The 13,271-nt window shown below is 71.7% G+C and carries 9 protein-coding genes and 2 pseudogenes; 6 read left to right on the forward strand and 5 right to left on the reverse strand.

Going from position 1 to position 13,271, the window contains the following annotated elements:
* Nucleotides 1-419 precede the first annotated feature (419 nt).
* A pseudogene (locus AW27_RS30100) lies at nucleotides 420-782 on the reverse strand (transposase family protein); the annotation flags it as partial.
* Between the two features lie 5 nt (nucleotides 783-787).
* Here AW27_RS30100 and AW27_RS30105 point away from each other — a divergent pair.
* Entirely contained in the window at nucleotides 788-955 is a 168-nt protein-coding gene (locus tag AW27_RS30105) for a hypothetical protein (protein ID WP_172671410.1), read from the forward strand.
* A gap of 315 nt (nucleotides 956-1,270) precedes the next feature.
* On the opposite strand, the pseudogene AW27_RS34480 reads toward AW27_RS30105, so the two are convergent.
* Nucleotides 1,271-1,399: pseudogene (locus AW27_RS34480) on the reverse strand (helix-turn-helix domain-containing protein); the annotation flags it as partial.
* 58 nt (nucleotides 1,400-1,457) lie between these two features.
* Here AW27_RS34480 and AW27_RS30110 point away from each other — a divergent pair.
* Both AW27_RS30110 and AW27_RS30115 read left to right on the forward strand, forming a co-directional pair.
* Nucleotides 1,458-1,589: a hypothetical protein gene (locus AW27_RS30110; protein WP_269084598.1), complete on the forward strand. Its 132-nt coding sequence runs from the start codon at nucleotides 1,458-1,460 to the stop codon at nucleotides 1,587-1,589.
* 117 nt (nucleotides 1,590-1,706) lie between these two features.
* On the forward strand, nucleotides 1,707-2,792 hold the full coding sequence (locus AW27_RS30115) for an AfsR/SARP family transcriptional regulator (RefSeq protein WP_037928801.1): 1,086 nt from the start codon (nucleotides 1,707-1,709) through the stop codon (nucleotides 2,790-2,792).
* On the opposite strand, the gene AW27_RS30120 is transcribed toward AW27_RS30115, so the two are convergent.
* Complete coding sequence (locus tag AW27_RS30120; protein ID WP_037928796.1) at nucleotides 2,793-3,458, reverse strand: cutinase family protein; 666 nt, start codon at nucleotides 3,456-3,458, stop codon at nucleotides 2,793-2,795.
* A gap of 156 nt (nucleotides 3,459-3,614) precedes the next feature.
* On the opposite strand from AW27_RS30120, the gene AW27_RS30125 reads away from it, so the two are divergent.
* Nucleotides 3,615-5,360 carry a PLL family lectin gene (locus AW27_RS30125; RefSeq protein WP_236647836.1) on the forward strand — a complete coding sequence of 582 codons (1,746 nt, stop codon included), beginning with the start codon at nucleotides 3,615-3,617 and terminating at the stop codon, nucleotides 5,358-5,360.
* A 102-nt stretch (nucleotides 5,361-5,462) separates the two neighbouring features.
* On the opposite strand, the gene AW27_RS30130 is transcribed toward AW27_RS30125, so the two are convergent.
* Nucleotides 5,463-6,494 (reverse strand): alpha/beta hydrolase, encoded by a 1,032-nt coding sequence (locus AW27_RS30130; RefSeq protein ID WP_037928795.1) that lies wholly within the window; start codon nucleotides 6,492-6,494, stop codon nucleotides 5,463-5,465.
* A gap of 53 nt (nucleotides 6,495-6,547) precedes the next feature.
* Nucleotides 6,548-9,004, reverse strand: a complete 2,457-nt coding sequence (locus tag AW27_RS30135; RefSeq protein WP_037928793.1) for a penicillin acylase family protein — start codon at nucleotides 9,002-9,004, stop codon at nucleotides 6,548-6,550.
* Between the two features lie 229 nt (nucleotides 9,005-9,233).
* Between AW27_RS30135 and AW27_RS30140 the strand changes: the two genes are divergently transcribed.
* Together AW27_RS30140 and AW27_RS30145 are read left to right on the forward strand one after the other, a co-directional pair.
* Nucleotides 9,234-10,823 carry a DUF8189 domain-containing protein gene (locus tag AW27_RS30140; RefSeq protein WP_037928791.1) on the forward strand — a complete coding sequence of 530 codons (1,590 nt, stop codon included), beginning with the start codon at nucleotides 9,234-9,236 and terminating at the stop codon, nucleotides 10,821-10,823.
* A 25-nt stretch (nucleotides 10,824-10,848) separates the two neighbouring features.
* Nucleotides 10,849-12,879 carry a DUF8189 domain-containing protein gene (locus tag AW27_RS30145; RefSeq protein WP_304949929.1) on the forward strand — a complete coding sequence of 677 codons (2,031 nt, stop codon included), beginning with the start codon at nucleotides 10,849-10,851 and terminating at the stop codon, nucleotides 12,877-12,879.
* Nucleotides 12,880-13,271: the final 392 nt, after the last annotated feature.

Here is a 13,271-nt window from a genome sequence, read left to right on the forward strand (position 1 = left end):
TGCCATCGACGAGCGTCACCGCCAGGGCCAAGGCAATGCCGACTGCGGTGTACCGCAGGCCGTGCCCCGCCCACAGCCGCCCGTGCTCGTGTGGCACAGGTCTATGCATGGTCATATGGAACTTTCTTGGTCAGATGCGCAATGGTGCCGCAGACAGCGGCACTTGACAGAACGTTACAAAACACGAAAAGCCCAAAAGTGAATCAAGACTGCACAAGACCCGAGAGGTTCCAATCAATCGCCATGACGTTGGTCACATTTTCGGGGGGGTTTGGATGTGCAGGAGCTCCGCTCGATCAGTGCTATGCGCCGACTGTTCCGCCAGCGATGGGTCATCAGGTTCAAGCCGATCACCCAGCCGTCGCCGTTGTTGCAGGTCTCTACCGCCAGATAGACGGCGAGCCAGTGAGCCTTTTCCGTCATCGCTCTGAGCTGGCCAGGTGCAGGGCGAGGACGGCCTGGACGAGTGCGGTGATGCGGGTGGTCGAGCATCGGATCTTGCGGAGGAGTCGCCGGGCTTTGAGGGTGGCCATGGCCTGCTCGACGAGTGCGCGGATCTTCGCGTGCGAGCGGTTGACGGCCTTCTGACCGGTGGAAAGGGTTTCCCAGCGGTCCCAGTAGGGGGTGCGGACCGTTCCACCGGCACCCTGATAGGCCTTGTCTGCCCAGCAGGTGACGCCGACCTCGGCAAGGGAGTCGACGATGCCGTGTTCGCGGGCCGCGCGGACATCGCGGACGGCGCCGGGCAGGGCCGGCGAGGCCCACAGCAGCCGGCCGAAGGGTCCTCGTGGCGCTCGTGAGGCTGACCCGCAGCCCGTTGCCGATGATCCAGGCCGCTGAGGCGAGCGCGATCGGGTCGTCGGCCTGCTCGGCGGCCATCCGGGCGCGGTCGACGATGACCCAGTACAGCTCGGGCTCGACGATGGGGGCCACGTACTGCTGGGCGACGGCGTAGGTCTCGGAGAGGACCACCGAGGCCCCGCGCTTCTCGGCGCCCTCCGTGGCCCGCACCGTGGCGTGCCCGGCCTCGATCAGGCCGGGCAGCACCGAGGCGACGGCCGTGCGCTGGTCGCGGGCGCGATGCCAGACCTCCCACGCCTGCCGGACCGCCCGGCCAGATGCCCGACGTCTTCCGGCGTGCCGGCCGCGGCGACCAGCGGCGCGTGGATCGCCGACGCAGCGCGCCCACGCCAGGATGGGTGACCTTGCCGCCGTCGTACACCGGCACGGAGGCATCCGCCTGGGGCAACTCGTTGACGTCCTGGCAAGCCAGCACCCGGGCGAGCTGCACGATCATCGCGAGCGACCGGACGGTGCGCTCCCCGCGCTCGACGTTCTCGACCCAGTCCTCACTCCGGCCGACCAGGCCGCCCAGCGCCGAGCGGCGGAGCCCGCGATACTCGCGGCGCCTTCAACAACTCGCCGTCTACCGTCATCTGCACATTGCCATCAGGCATATGAGCCCCCTCAGCAGCTTCCTCACCCTTCTCGGGGAGGACCCCTCGGCCGGCCCGTCCTCGCTGCGGGGCGAACTGGACGACTACGGCCCCGACGGCGGCGACGGCGAGCGGGACGGCGGAAAGGAGTGACGCCGTAGATCGCGCGTGTCACTCCGGATCGTTCCGGATGCCCCGCCCGGCGCTCCCCGTCCTACCCTGTCGACGGCGCCCACCAGACCCGACCAGTCCGGAGCCCGGAGAGCAACGATGCCGACGACTACCACCACCGCCCGCCGTCCCGCCGCCACCGCCCTCGGGCAGTGGGAGCGTCAAGTGCTCTCCGCGGTCGGCTGCGGCCTGCGGGACGACGAGATAGCCGACGCCCTCGCGATCCCCGAGGACGCCGTGGCCGAACTCCTCGCGCGGATACTCGACACCCTCCGGCTCCGCGACCGGGCAGCGGCCATCGTCCACGCCTTCGACTGCGGCCTGGTCGTCCCCGGCCGTGGCACCCGTACGCAGCCGGTGAGCTCGGCGACCCGGCCGGCCGGCCGGGCGACCGGTCCTGCGGTGCGGATCTCCCTGCTCGGACCGGTGCGGGCGTGGCACGACGGGCGGCCGCTGAACCTGGGGCATCCGCGCCAGCAGGCGGTGCTCGCGACCCTGGCGCTGTGCGCGGGGCGGTCCCTGAGCCGGCAGGAACTGCTCGACGACGTCTGGGGCACGGAGCCGCCGGTGGCGAACGTGGTGCCGGTGTACGTCTACCGCCTGCGCAAGACCCTGCGCATCGGTGACAGTCCCGGCTCGGTCATCGAGCACGCCCGGCACGGATACCGGCTCGTCCCGGGCGCGGTCGACGTGGACGTGACGCGGATGGAGGAGCTCCTCGTCGGCATCGGCACGGCCGAGCGCGCGGGTGAACCGGCCGAGGCGGTCCGCCTGTGCGCCCAGGCCCTCGACCTGTTCCGCGGGGAACCGCTGGCCGGTCTGCCCGGGCCGCTCGCCGAGCTGGAGCGGCTGCGGCTCACCCGGCGCAGGATCGCCGTCGTCCAGCGCAAGGTGGAGTGCCAGCTGCGGCTCGGCCAGGATGCCGAGGCCATCTCCGAGCTGTTCGCCCTGTCCGCCGCGCACCCCCTGGACGAGCCGGTGGCCGCGCTGCTGATGCGGGCGCTGTACCGCGACGGCCGCCAGGCCGACGCCCTCACCGTGTTCGACCGGGCCCGCCGCGGCCTCGCCGACGAACTGGGCGTCTCCCCCGGCCGGACCCTGCGGCGGACGCACGAGATGATCCTGCGCGGTGACGAGATCGGCCTCGGCCTCACTCCCTCGGCCGGTCGCACCGCTTTCGCGTGATCACCAGGACGCGGGATACCAGGCGCCGTTGTACCACTGCTCGTTGGCGACGTCGTTGTGGAAGTCCATGTTGAAGTCGTTGGGGTAGTTCCTCACGTGGTTGCCGGGGTAGGTCCAGATTCCGGCGGACTCGTCGCACACGTAGTCCCAGTGGCAGATGGTCTTGACCGGCACATTACCGAAGAACCGGTCGGCACCGGCCAGCGGGGCGCCGACGATTCCGCCGAAGGGGACGGATCCGCCGTTGGCGCCGGGATTTCCCTGCCGCTTCGGGTCGGCGATGAGAATGGCGTTGACATTGCCGAACGTCTGCCAGTTCTCGGTGACCCAGATGTGGACGACCGCAGCGCCCAGCGAGTATCCGCCCATCTTCACGTGCTGCCACGGGCACGCGGCCCGCTGGTCACGGACCAGCCGGTTCAGCTCGTTGACACCGGCCCGGGCGCTCGCGCCGTTGGGAATCTGGGTCGGATATCCCACGTGCTGCTGGATGTTGCCGTAGAAGCCGTCGCTGTTCCACGAGCTTCCCGTACCGCCGACGACGATCGTGTACGTGCCCTCGCACGGAGCCGTCGCCGCCGCCTGCGCCGTGGCGCCCTGCGTCACCGAAATCCCGGCCGTCAGCAGAATTCCGGCCAGCGCGGCCTTGATCCTCTTCGCTCGCATGTCGATCCTCCCGTGTGTTCGGCCTGCGTGCAACGAGATTGGCAGCGGCCGATGACATCCCGATGAAATGCGCTCGGGAATCGATTCCATCGGCATTTCATCGGTGCCTCCTACTGTCGGCCGCCGACCACCTGAATGCATGACGGAAGGCACACGATGAGAGGAACCGGCTTCACACGCGTGCTCGGCAGACTGGCCCTGCTGGTCGGCGTCTGGGCACTGGTCGTCGGGTTGACGGCCTCGGTCGCCGTGGCCCTGCCCGACCCCGGACCGGCCCCGCGCGACGACCACTACGGCGTTTCCCGGTACTTCAGGGGACCGGACGCCCTGCTCCTACCGACCGAGCCCTGCGACCCGGCCGGCCCTTCGGCCGCCGACGGCATCATGGCCGGCCAGCTCAACCCCCAGCTGGGGGCGCGGATGGCGGGCCTACTGACGCCCTACAGGATGTCCTGTGCGCGGATGGTCACCAAGGCGGTCAAGGACCGGGGGCTCAACCCGAGGGCCGCGGCCATCGCGATCGCCACGGTCATCGTGGAGACCGACATCAACAACTACTCCCAGGCCGTCGACCACACGAGCATCGGGCTGTTCCAGCAGCAGGACTGGTGGGGCAGCAAGGCGCAGCGGCTGGACCCGGTCTACGCCACCAACGCGTTCCTCGACGCGATGGAGGACATGTTCCCCGGCGGCTCGTGGAACGACGTGGCGATCGGGGACGTGTGCTGGCAGGTGCAGCGGCCGCGCGAGGACCTGCGGTACAAGTACGGCCTGGAGGCGGGCGACGCCGTGATCATCGCCAACGCGCTCTGGTCCGGGATGAGCACGGGTCCCCGGCACCCGTACGGCTCCGGGCGGGTGGTGTCGGGCCGGTCCGCCGACGGACGCCTGGAGGCCTTCGCGGCGGGCGCCGACGGCGTCTACCACTCGTGGCAGAACGAGGTGAACGGCGGTTGGGCGCCATGGCGGTTCGCAGGCGGCCCGGGCGACGCCCAGCTGGCGGTGGCCGCCAACGCCGACGGCCGACTGGAGCTGTTCGCGCTGTCGGGCAGCACGCTCGACCACATGTGGCAGACCGGGCCCAGTGCGGGGTGGTCCGGCTGGGCGACCTTCGGCACCGGCGGGTACCGGCTGGCGGCGGGCAACAACGCCGACGGCCGTATCGAGGTGTTCGCCTCCAACGCCGAAGGCGTGTTCCACCGCTGGCAGACCGCGCCGAGCGGCGGCTGGTCCGGCTGGACAGGGACCGGTGGTGGCCCGGCGAACGCGCGGCTCGCCATGGAGAACGCGCCCGACGGACGGCTCGAGGTGTTCGCGCTGTCGGACTCGACCTTCGGGCACCTGTACCAGATGGGCGTCAACGGCGACTGGTCCGCCTGGGAGCACTTCGGCGAGGGCGGGCACGCCGTGACCGCGAGCCACAACCAGGACGGCAGGCTGGAGGTGTTCGCCTCCAACGCCGGCGGGGTGTTCCACCGCTGGCAGACCAGCCCCACCACATGGTCGGAATGGACGGGCACGGGCACCGGGGGGCTGCCCAACGCCGAGCTGGCCACCTCGCGGTCGGTCGACGGCCGGGTGGAGGTGTTCGCGATCAACGCCGACGCGGCCAGCCACTCCTGGCAGACCGCCCCCAACGCGCCCTTCTCGCCGTGGGAGAACTTCGGCACCGGAGGCACTGCGATCGGCGCGAGCAACAACGCCGACGGCCGCATCGAGGTGTTCGGCACCAGCAGTGCCGGTGTCTACCACCGGTGGCAGACCGGGTTCGCCAGCTGGTCGCAATGGGGCTGGCTGAACGGCCCCGGCCCGGCGGTCGGCAGGCCCGCCGCGCCCGCCCGGTCCGCCGCCGCGCCCGCTCGGAGCGCGCCCGTCGGCCGGCCCGTACCGGCGGTCGGCTAGACGTGTCCGCCGGCGGACCGTACAGGCCCGCCGGCGGATGGTGTGAGCCCGCCGTCGTCCCGTACCGCTCGTGCGGTACGGGACGACGGCGGGCTCATGGCGTCAGGAGGCGAAGTGCCTCTCCAGCCGGGGAACCAGGTCCCGGAGGTCCTCCTCCCAGCAGCCGGCGTTGTGGCCGCCGTTGCACAGGGTGCCCCAGCCGGAACCGTCGCCGTAGTTCACGTAGTGGTACGACATGCCCAGCGCGTCCATGGCGTTCTTGACGTGCTTGGCCGCGCCCTCCAGCCAGAACTCCAGGTCGGTGACCGAGCCTCCGCCGTTGCCCACGTAGATCGAGACCCCGATCCCGCCCTGCTTGATCCGGTCCATGTGCTGCGAGGGGTCGACCTCGTTGAACCGCCAGTCGGCGTTGAACACCGGGTACGGCGAGCCGAACGCGGCGTCGCTGTCCACGGAGGGCTCGTAGGCGACGAGGGAGGCGACGACGGCCAGGCGCAGGTCCATGGACCGCACCGACAGGTCGATGTCGCCGGACAGGGACGCGGTCTGGCTGAAGAGGTCCGGGCGCGCCTGGGCGTAGTGGAGGGCTCCGAACCCGCCCATCGAGACACCGGCGACGGCCCTGGCCTTCTTGGTGGCGATGGTCCGCAGGTTGGCGTCGATGAACGGGATCACCTGCTTGAGGTGGAAGTTCTCCCAGTTCTGGGCACCGGCGGCGGTCTTCTGGTTGAGCCAGTTGGCGTACCAGCCCCGGGCGCCGCCGTCCGGGATGACGGTGATCATCCGGTCGGACATGCGCAGCGCCGGATAGTTCTGCTGGATCGGGTCGTCGGGTGATCCGTGCAGGAAGTACATCACCGGATAGCGCCGGTTCGGGTCGTCGTAGTAGGTCTTCGGCAGGATGATCTTGATGTGCTGTTCCTCCGCGACCTCGGGCGTGGTCACGGTCAGGTAGAACTCCGTCGCGTTGCCCGTCGCCGTGCCGACCTGCGTCAGGCCGAACCCGTTCGCCATCGGGGGCGGCGTGCCGTCGTCGGCGGCCTGTGCCGAGGCCGCCGGTATGACCGTGACCACGGCCAGGACGGCGAACACCCATGCCAGCGCCGTGCGCCGGACGTTCGCTGTTCCTCTCACTGTGCTCCCTCTCTTGTGATGCTCTGTCTGCGCTTCGGATTCCGTGCGTCGGATCAGTCGAGGACCTTGACCACCAGGGCCGGTGACGCCGCGATCTGTTCCTCGGTGAACCGCTCGGTCACCCACTGGCCGGCCGAGAAGAGCCTGGTCTGGTCGGCGTGGTGCGGCGAGTTCGGGTCGGCCGACTGGGAGTAGGCCAGGACGGAGCGGGTCTGCGGCGGCCCTTCGGCGGTGAACCGGACCTGCTGGATGAAACTGGACCCGAAGACGACGTCCGTCTTTCCGTCGACCTGGCCCATGGTGATGACGTTGAGTACGCCCAGTTCGCCGATCATTCCGTGGATCGGAATCTGCTCGCCGCCGCGGGTGACCTTCTGGACGTCCGAGAGCGGCGCGTTCAACGGAATGCCCGCCTTGCGCATCGCGAGGACGGCCCGGCCGAACGCGTCGCGGACGGCGGAGCTGCCGGAGTCCAGCGAATTCGGTGTGTGTACCGGGTCCTTGGGGTCGAAGGGGACCCGCCAGGGGAGCTTCTCGATGCCCTGTCCGCCCTGCAGGGAGGCCCAGTAGTTCGCGAATAGCAGGGAACCCCGGCTGTCCGCCGTGTAGTCGTGGCTCTTCCAGGCGGCCAGGATCGGGCACGCCTCGCTCACGTTGACCAGGGTGCCGTCCACGAGGATGAGCCCGAAGGGCACGCTCTTGCACATCGCCACGGTGGCGTCGAGGGCGAGGTCGGCCGCTCGGCTGTTGTCGGCGAACAGCAGCTTCCCCATGGTCTCCGGGGTGAAGCCCCTGCCCGGCAGCCCGTCCGTGCCGTCGATCCGCTTCCGGGCGGCCAGGATGAGCTCCTGGGTGCGCAGCGAGCGGGGTGCCTGGGCGTCGCCCATCACCCGGGGGAAGGTCAGCGGCTGGTCGGGGTTGGCCAGCCAGGCGCTGTCGTTGGCGTTGCCCACGAAGTCGTCCCGGATCAGGCGGGGTTGCTTGCGCGGGTCGAGGAGTCCCGGCGCGACCGCGTTCGGGTCGTCGGGCCAGTCGCACGCGCTCCGCTTGCCGTCGAAGATGGAGATCGGCGGCACGTTCGGCAGCCTCAGCGGCTGGTTGAAGAGGAGTTGGCCGGTCATCGTGAGACACGACTGGGCGTGCGCGTCGGTGATGTTCGCGGTGGCCTGGATGTCCGCGTACAACGCCTTGCCCTTGCGGTCCGCGGCGATCGTGTTGAAGAAGGGGACGCCCTGCGTGGTCTCCAGGGTGTTGACGACGTCTTCGACGTCCTTGGCCTGGTCGAGACGGAACCAGGTGTTCAGCGCCCGCAGGTTGTTCATGTTGACGTCGCGCACGGCGTGCGCGCTGACCACCCAGGGCAGCGACACCCCCTGCATCGACGTGGTGACGGGGCCGTACCGGGTGGACCACAGGGTCCTGGTGACCTTGCCGAGGGAGCCGTCCGACTTTCGCACGTCGACGGTGACCTGCTGCGAGGTCATCTGTTCCCAGACGCCGTCGACGAGGTACTTGGTGGGGTTGAGCGGATCCACCTGGACGTCGAAGAGCCCGAACGGGGCGACCGTGGCGACCGTGTGGCTCCAGGCGACGTCGGCGTTGTACCCGATGTTCACCGCGGGGAGTCCCAGGAGGCTCGCCCCGGAGACGTTGACCTTGCCCGGGATGGTGAGATGGCTCTGCCACATCCGGTTCTTGCCCTGCCACGGGAAGTGCGGGTTGGCCAGCAGCATGCCGGTGCCGCCGGAGACGCCCTGCGAGCCGACGGCCAGCGCGTTGCTGCCCATGCTCTGCTGCCGGCTCACCGCCAGCGCGGAACTGATCTTCGCCGCGGTCTCCTTGGGCGAGGACGCGGGTTTCGCGGGGGCGGACGCCGCCCCCGGGGGCGCGGCGTCGACCTGGCCGTCGAGGAGCGCGTCGGCGCTGCCCATGATGATCTCGGCGTGCGCGTGCCGGTAGACGTCGAGTTCCGTGATCGGCCGCACCCAGGCGGCGCCCCGGCAGGCCGGGTCGGTAAGGGCGTCGGCGCCCGTCTCGGACAGGTACCGGTTGTATCCCTGGACGTAGCCCCGGATGGCCTCCTTGACCTCGGGCTCCGGGCCGTCGGGGGCGGGCTGTGCGATCAGCCGCTCCACCACCCCGTCGTCCTTGATCCGCTGGAAGTACAGGTCGCTCTTGAGATTGGTGGTGGTGTTCTGGTTCTGGCCGGGGCTCGCCCTGCCGTCGGGCCCCAGATGGCGGGACCTCTGGGCGTTGACCATCAGATAGGTGTCGGCCAGGGTGCAGATGTTGTCCTTGGCCGCCGCGTATCCGTAGCCGGTGCCCAGGCCCTCCCAGTCCGAGGCGATGATGTGCGGGATGCCGTACTCGGTGTACCGGATGGTCGGCCTGTCCGGTCCCGCCGCCGGCCGGGTGGCGGCCGTGGAGCCCGTGGCGGCCATCGTGCTCATCACCGCGACGGCGGCCGCCACCGCCATCGGCCGCCTCGCTCTTGCTCGCGTCCGTGCCATCGGCCCGTCCTCCCCTTCGTACCGCTCCTCGTGCGAACGCGGTCACGCTAGGAAGGGGCGATGAAATCCCGATGATGGACCGCCGCCGACGGGCGATCCGGTACCCGAGGCGGGGCCGGCTGTCACCCCGTAACCTTCCGGGGTCTCCGGGCCGTCGGGGCGTTGCTACGTTCCCTACCGCCCGCTCGCGCCACCCGGTCGGCGGCCCGCGCCCCTGGAGGAGCTTCCTGTGCTTCGTGGACTTTCCCGCCGCGCGGTGAGCTCCGTGCTCGCGGCGTCGGCCGCCCTGCTGCTGCCGGCCCTGGTGCCCGCTGCGGCCCCGGCCGCAGCCCGGACCACCGCTTCCACCACGTCCGTCCGATCCACCGCGTCCGTCCGATCCACCGTTCCCGCCGCTTCGGTCGCATCAGCCGCTTCCACCGCGGCGTGCCCGGCGGCGGGGCCCGTGTCCCAGCACTTCCACTCCGGGCACAACGGCGTCGACGTCGCCAACGGGGTGGGGACGCCGATCTACGCCGTGTCCGACGGCGAGGTGACCATCTCCGGGTACGAGCCGGGCTACGGCCAGTGGATCCGGATCCAGCAGCCCGACGGGCGGATCTCCGAGTACGGGCACATGTCCCGGCGGGACGTCTTCGCCGGCGACCGTGTCGTGGCCGGCCAGCAGATCGCCCTGATGGGTTCGGAGGGGAACTCCACCGGCCCCCACCTGCATCTGCGGATCTGGGGGGACTCGTCCGCCTCCTACGGCGTCGACCCCGAGGTCTATCTCGCCGAACGCGGCGTCGTGCTGCCCTGCACCCCGGGCACGGGGCCGCGGCCGAAGCCGCTCGTGTATCCGTCGGAGTCGGGCCGGGTCGTGTCGGCGCGGTCGGCGGACGGGCGTCTGGAGGTGTTCGCGGCCGGGGCCGACGGCATCCACCACGCCTGGCAGCGGGAGGCCAACGGCGACTGGTCGCCCTGGGAGTCGCTGGGCGGTCCCGCCGGCGCCGAGCTCGCGCTCGCGCCCAACGCCGACGGCCGGCTGGAGCTGTTCGCGCTCAACGGGACCACCTTCCAGCACCGTTGGCAGCTGAGCCCGTCCGGCGGCTGGTCGCACTGGGAGGGCTTCGGCGAGGGCGGCCGGGACACCGCGGCCGGAGTCAACGCGGACGGCCGCATCGAGGTCTACGCCTCCGGCCCGGTCGGGCTGTTCCACCGGTATCAGCTCGCCCCCAACGGCGGCTGGTCGGGCTGGGAGTCCACGGGCGGCGGCCCCGCCGACAGCCGTGTGGAGATGGGGAAGGCTCCCGACGGACGCCTTGAGGTCTTCGCCCTCAACGGCACCACCTTCCAGCACCGCTACCAGACCGCGCCCAGCGGCGGCTGGTCCGCGTGGGGCCCGTTCGGCGAAGGCGGCCACGACCTGACCGTCGACCACAACGCCGACGGCCGCCTGGAGGTCTTCGCCTCGGGTCCGGTCGGCGTGTTCCACCGGTACCAGACCGGGCCCTCGGGCTGGTCGGGCTGGGAACGCACCGGCGGCCCGGCCGACGCGCAGCTCACCAGCGAACGCACTCCCGACGGCCGCGTCGAGGTCTTCGCCATGAACGGCACCACCGCCATGCACAGTTGGCAGACCGCCGTCAACGCCCCCTACAGTGACTGGGCCCCCTTCGGCTCCGGCGGTACGGAGGTCACCGCCGCCTCCAACGCCGACGGCCGGATCGAGGTCTTCGGGACCAATCCCTCCGGAACCTTCCACATCTGGCAGACCGGGTTCTCCAGCTGGTCCGGCTGGGAGTGGCTGGGCGGCTCCCCCGGCCCCGGCCAGGGCTGACCGCTCACCCGGAGGGATCAGATCCGTGTTTCCGATCAGCAGACGGAGTGTGCTGCGGGGTGTGGCCGGAGCCGGGACGCTGCCCCTGCTCGGCCTGTCCCGGGCCGTCGCCTCGCCCACCGGTGACGCCCCGGCGCCCTCGTGGGTCGGCGCGGGCCCCTTCGCGTACGTCCACGACCCGTCGACCCCCGCCGGCCCGCGCTACCTCAACGACCACACGCTGATCAGGGCGCGGGGCCGCTGGCACGTCTTCGGCATCGTCGGCGACAGCGCGCCGCGCGGCGAGGCGCCGGACAGCTCGGCGGAGATCTCCTTCGCCCACGCCTCCACCCCGGGCCCGCTGGGTCCGTGGACCACTCACGCCGACGCCCTCACCGTCGACCGGTCCTACTTCGGCGAGGAGCACCTGTGGGCGCCGCACGTCGTCGAGGCCGACGGCACGTTCTGGATGTTCTACGCCGCAGGCGGCGCGAGCGGGGCGGCCGTCAACCTGGCCACGTCGACCGATCTGTTCACGTGGACCCGCGTACCGTCCGGCCCGCTGTTCCGGGGCCTCGCGGCGCGTGACCCGATGGTGCTGCGGGTGGGGGACGAGTGGGTCATGTACTACACGGAGCTCTCCGGGCCGGGCGGGCACCACGTCGTTGCCCACCGGCGGTCCGCCGACCTGACGCACTGGAGCGAGCCGGGCGTCGCCTTCACCGACGCGAGCACGAACGCGACCGTCTCGGTCACCGAGTCGCCGTACGTCGTCCGGCGGGACGGCTGGTACTACCTGTTCATCGGCCCGCGGGGCGGCTACGAGGGAACCGACGTACTGGCGTCGCGGGACCCCTTCCGCTTCGAACTCGCCGGGTACGCGGGGCATGTGGCCGGTCACGCCGTCGAGGTCATCGACGACGGGGGCACCTGGTACGCGAGCGCGGCCGGCTGGTTCCGCAACGGACTGTTCCTCGCGCCGCTCCAGTGGCGTGACACTCCGGTCCCGTGGCAGAGCCCCGACCACCCGGTGGCCGGGCTCGACGTGCACGGCCGCCTCACGCTGTTCGCGCTCGACGCCGCCGACCGCTCGATGCTGCGGCGCGTCCAGCTCGACCCGTACGGCGACGGCTGGTCGGAGTGGGAGCCGTTCGGCGGCCCGGCGGGCGCGGTTCCCTCCCTCGGCCGCGACACCGACGGGAGGCTGGAGGTGTTCTCGATCGCCCCGGGCGGCACCCACCTGAACCTCCGCGTGCAGCGCCCGGACGGCGGGTGGCACGACTGGGAGGGGTTCGGCGGCCCGGCCGGCGCCGCGCCCGCCGTCGCCCGTGACGCGGCCGGCCGGCTGGAGGTCTTCGCCCTCAGCCCGGGCGGCGCGTCCTTCGCACGGCGCCGGCAGCGGTCGCGCGGGGCACTGGCCTGGGATCCGTGGGAACCCGGCTTCGGTCCGGCGGCGGGCGCGCCACCTGTGGTCGCGGCGAACGCCGACGGCAGGCTCGAGGTGTTCGCCCTCGCGCCCGGCGGCGCCGGGATCGTCCACCGGTGGCAGGAGACCCCCGGCGGGCCGTGGACCCCGGCATGGCACCCGTACGGCACCGCGGCGGGCTCCGCGCCCCGGGTGGCCGAGGACGGCAGCGGCCGGCTCGCGGTCGCCGCGATCGGGCCGTCGGGCGTCGGGACCTTCACCCGGCGGCAGACCGCGCCGAGCGGCGGCTGGGACGCGTGGCTGCCGATGTTCGGATGGAGCGCCGCCGCCCCGGCGTTCGCCGCCAACGCCGACGGCCGCCTGGAGGCGTTCTCGCTCGCTCCGGGCGGCGCTCGGCTGAGTCACCGCTGGCAGCTCGCTCCGGGCGGTGACTGGGGCCCCGAGCGGGAGTTCGGCGAGGCCGGCGTCCGGCTCGTCGCCACCCCCGCGGCCGTACGCGACCCGGCCGGGCGGCTGCACGTCTTCGCCGTGACCGCCGCGGGGCGGATCCGGACCCGTGTCCAGGAGCGGCCGAGCGGCGAGTGGCGGCCGTGGACCTCCTTCGGCGAGCGTGCGGTGGCGCCGCTGGTGTCGCATGCTCCCGCCCTGTGAGCGGAGCGTACGGATCTCGCCACGTGAACGGTGACATAGGCCGCCCCCGGACACCTGTGAGGGCCCCGGACCCGGATTCCGCCCGCCGTTCACGGTGACGTTGCCCACCTTGTACGGCCCCGGGCCCGGCGGCGGCGGCCGGCCCCGGCCCGGCCGGTCCGCCGCTCCGGCGGCCCGCGGACACGGCCCGTCTCCCGCTCTCCCCGGTGCACGCTCCACGTCCCAACTGCTCGGCGGAGGACCGGAAACAGTCCCACATGGCGGCTCATTTCACGGCGCCGACATGACCTGGGCCGGCGAGAAGGTCCCCGGCGGTCCGCGTCGCACGGAGTCACGGGGGGAGAGGCTCCGGGGCGCCCCGCGCACCGTCGTGGCGGGCGGCTCCGGCCGCC

This window comes from Streptomyces sp. PCS3-D2 (assembly GCF_000612545.2).
Classification (GTDB): Bacteria; Actinomycetota; Actinomycetes; order Streptomycetales; family Streptomycetaceae; genus Streptomyces.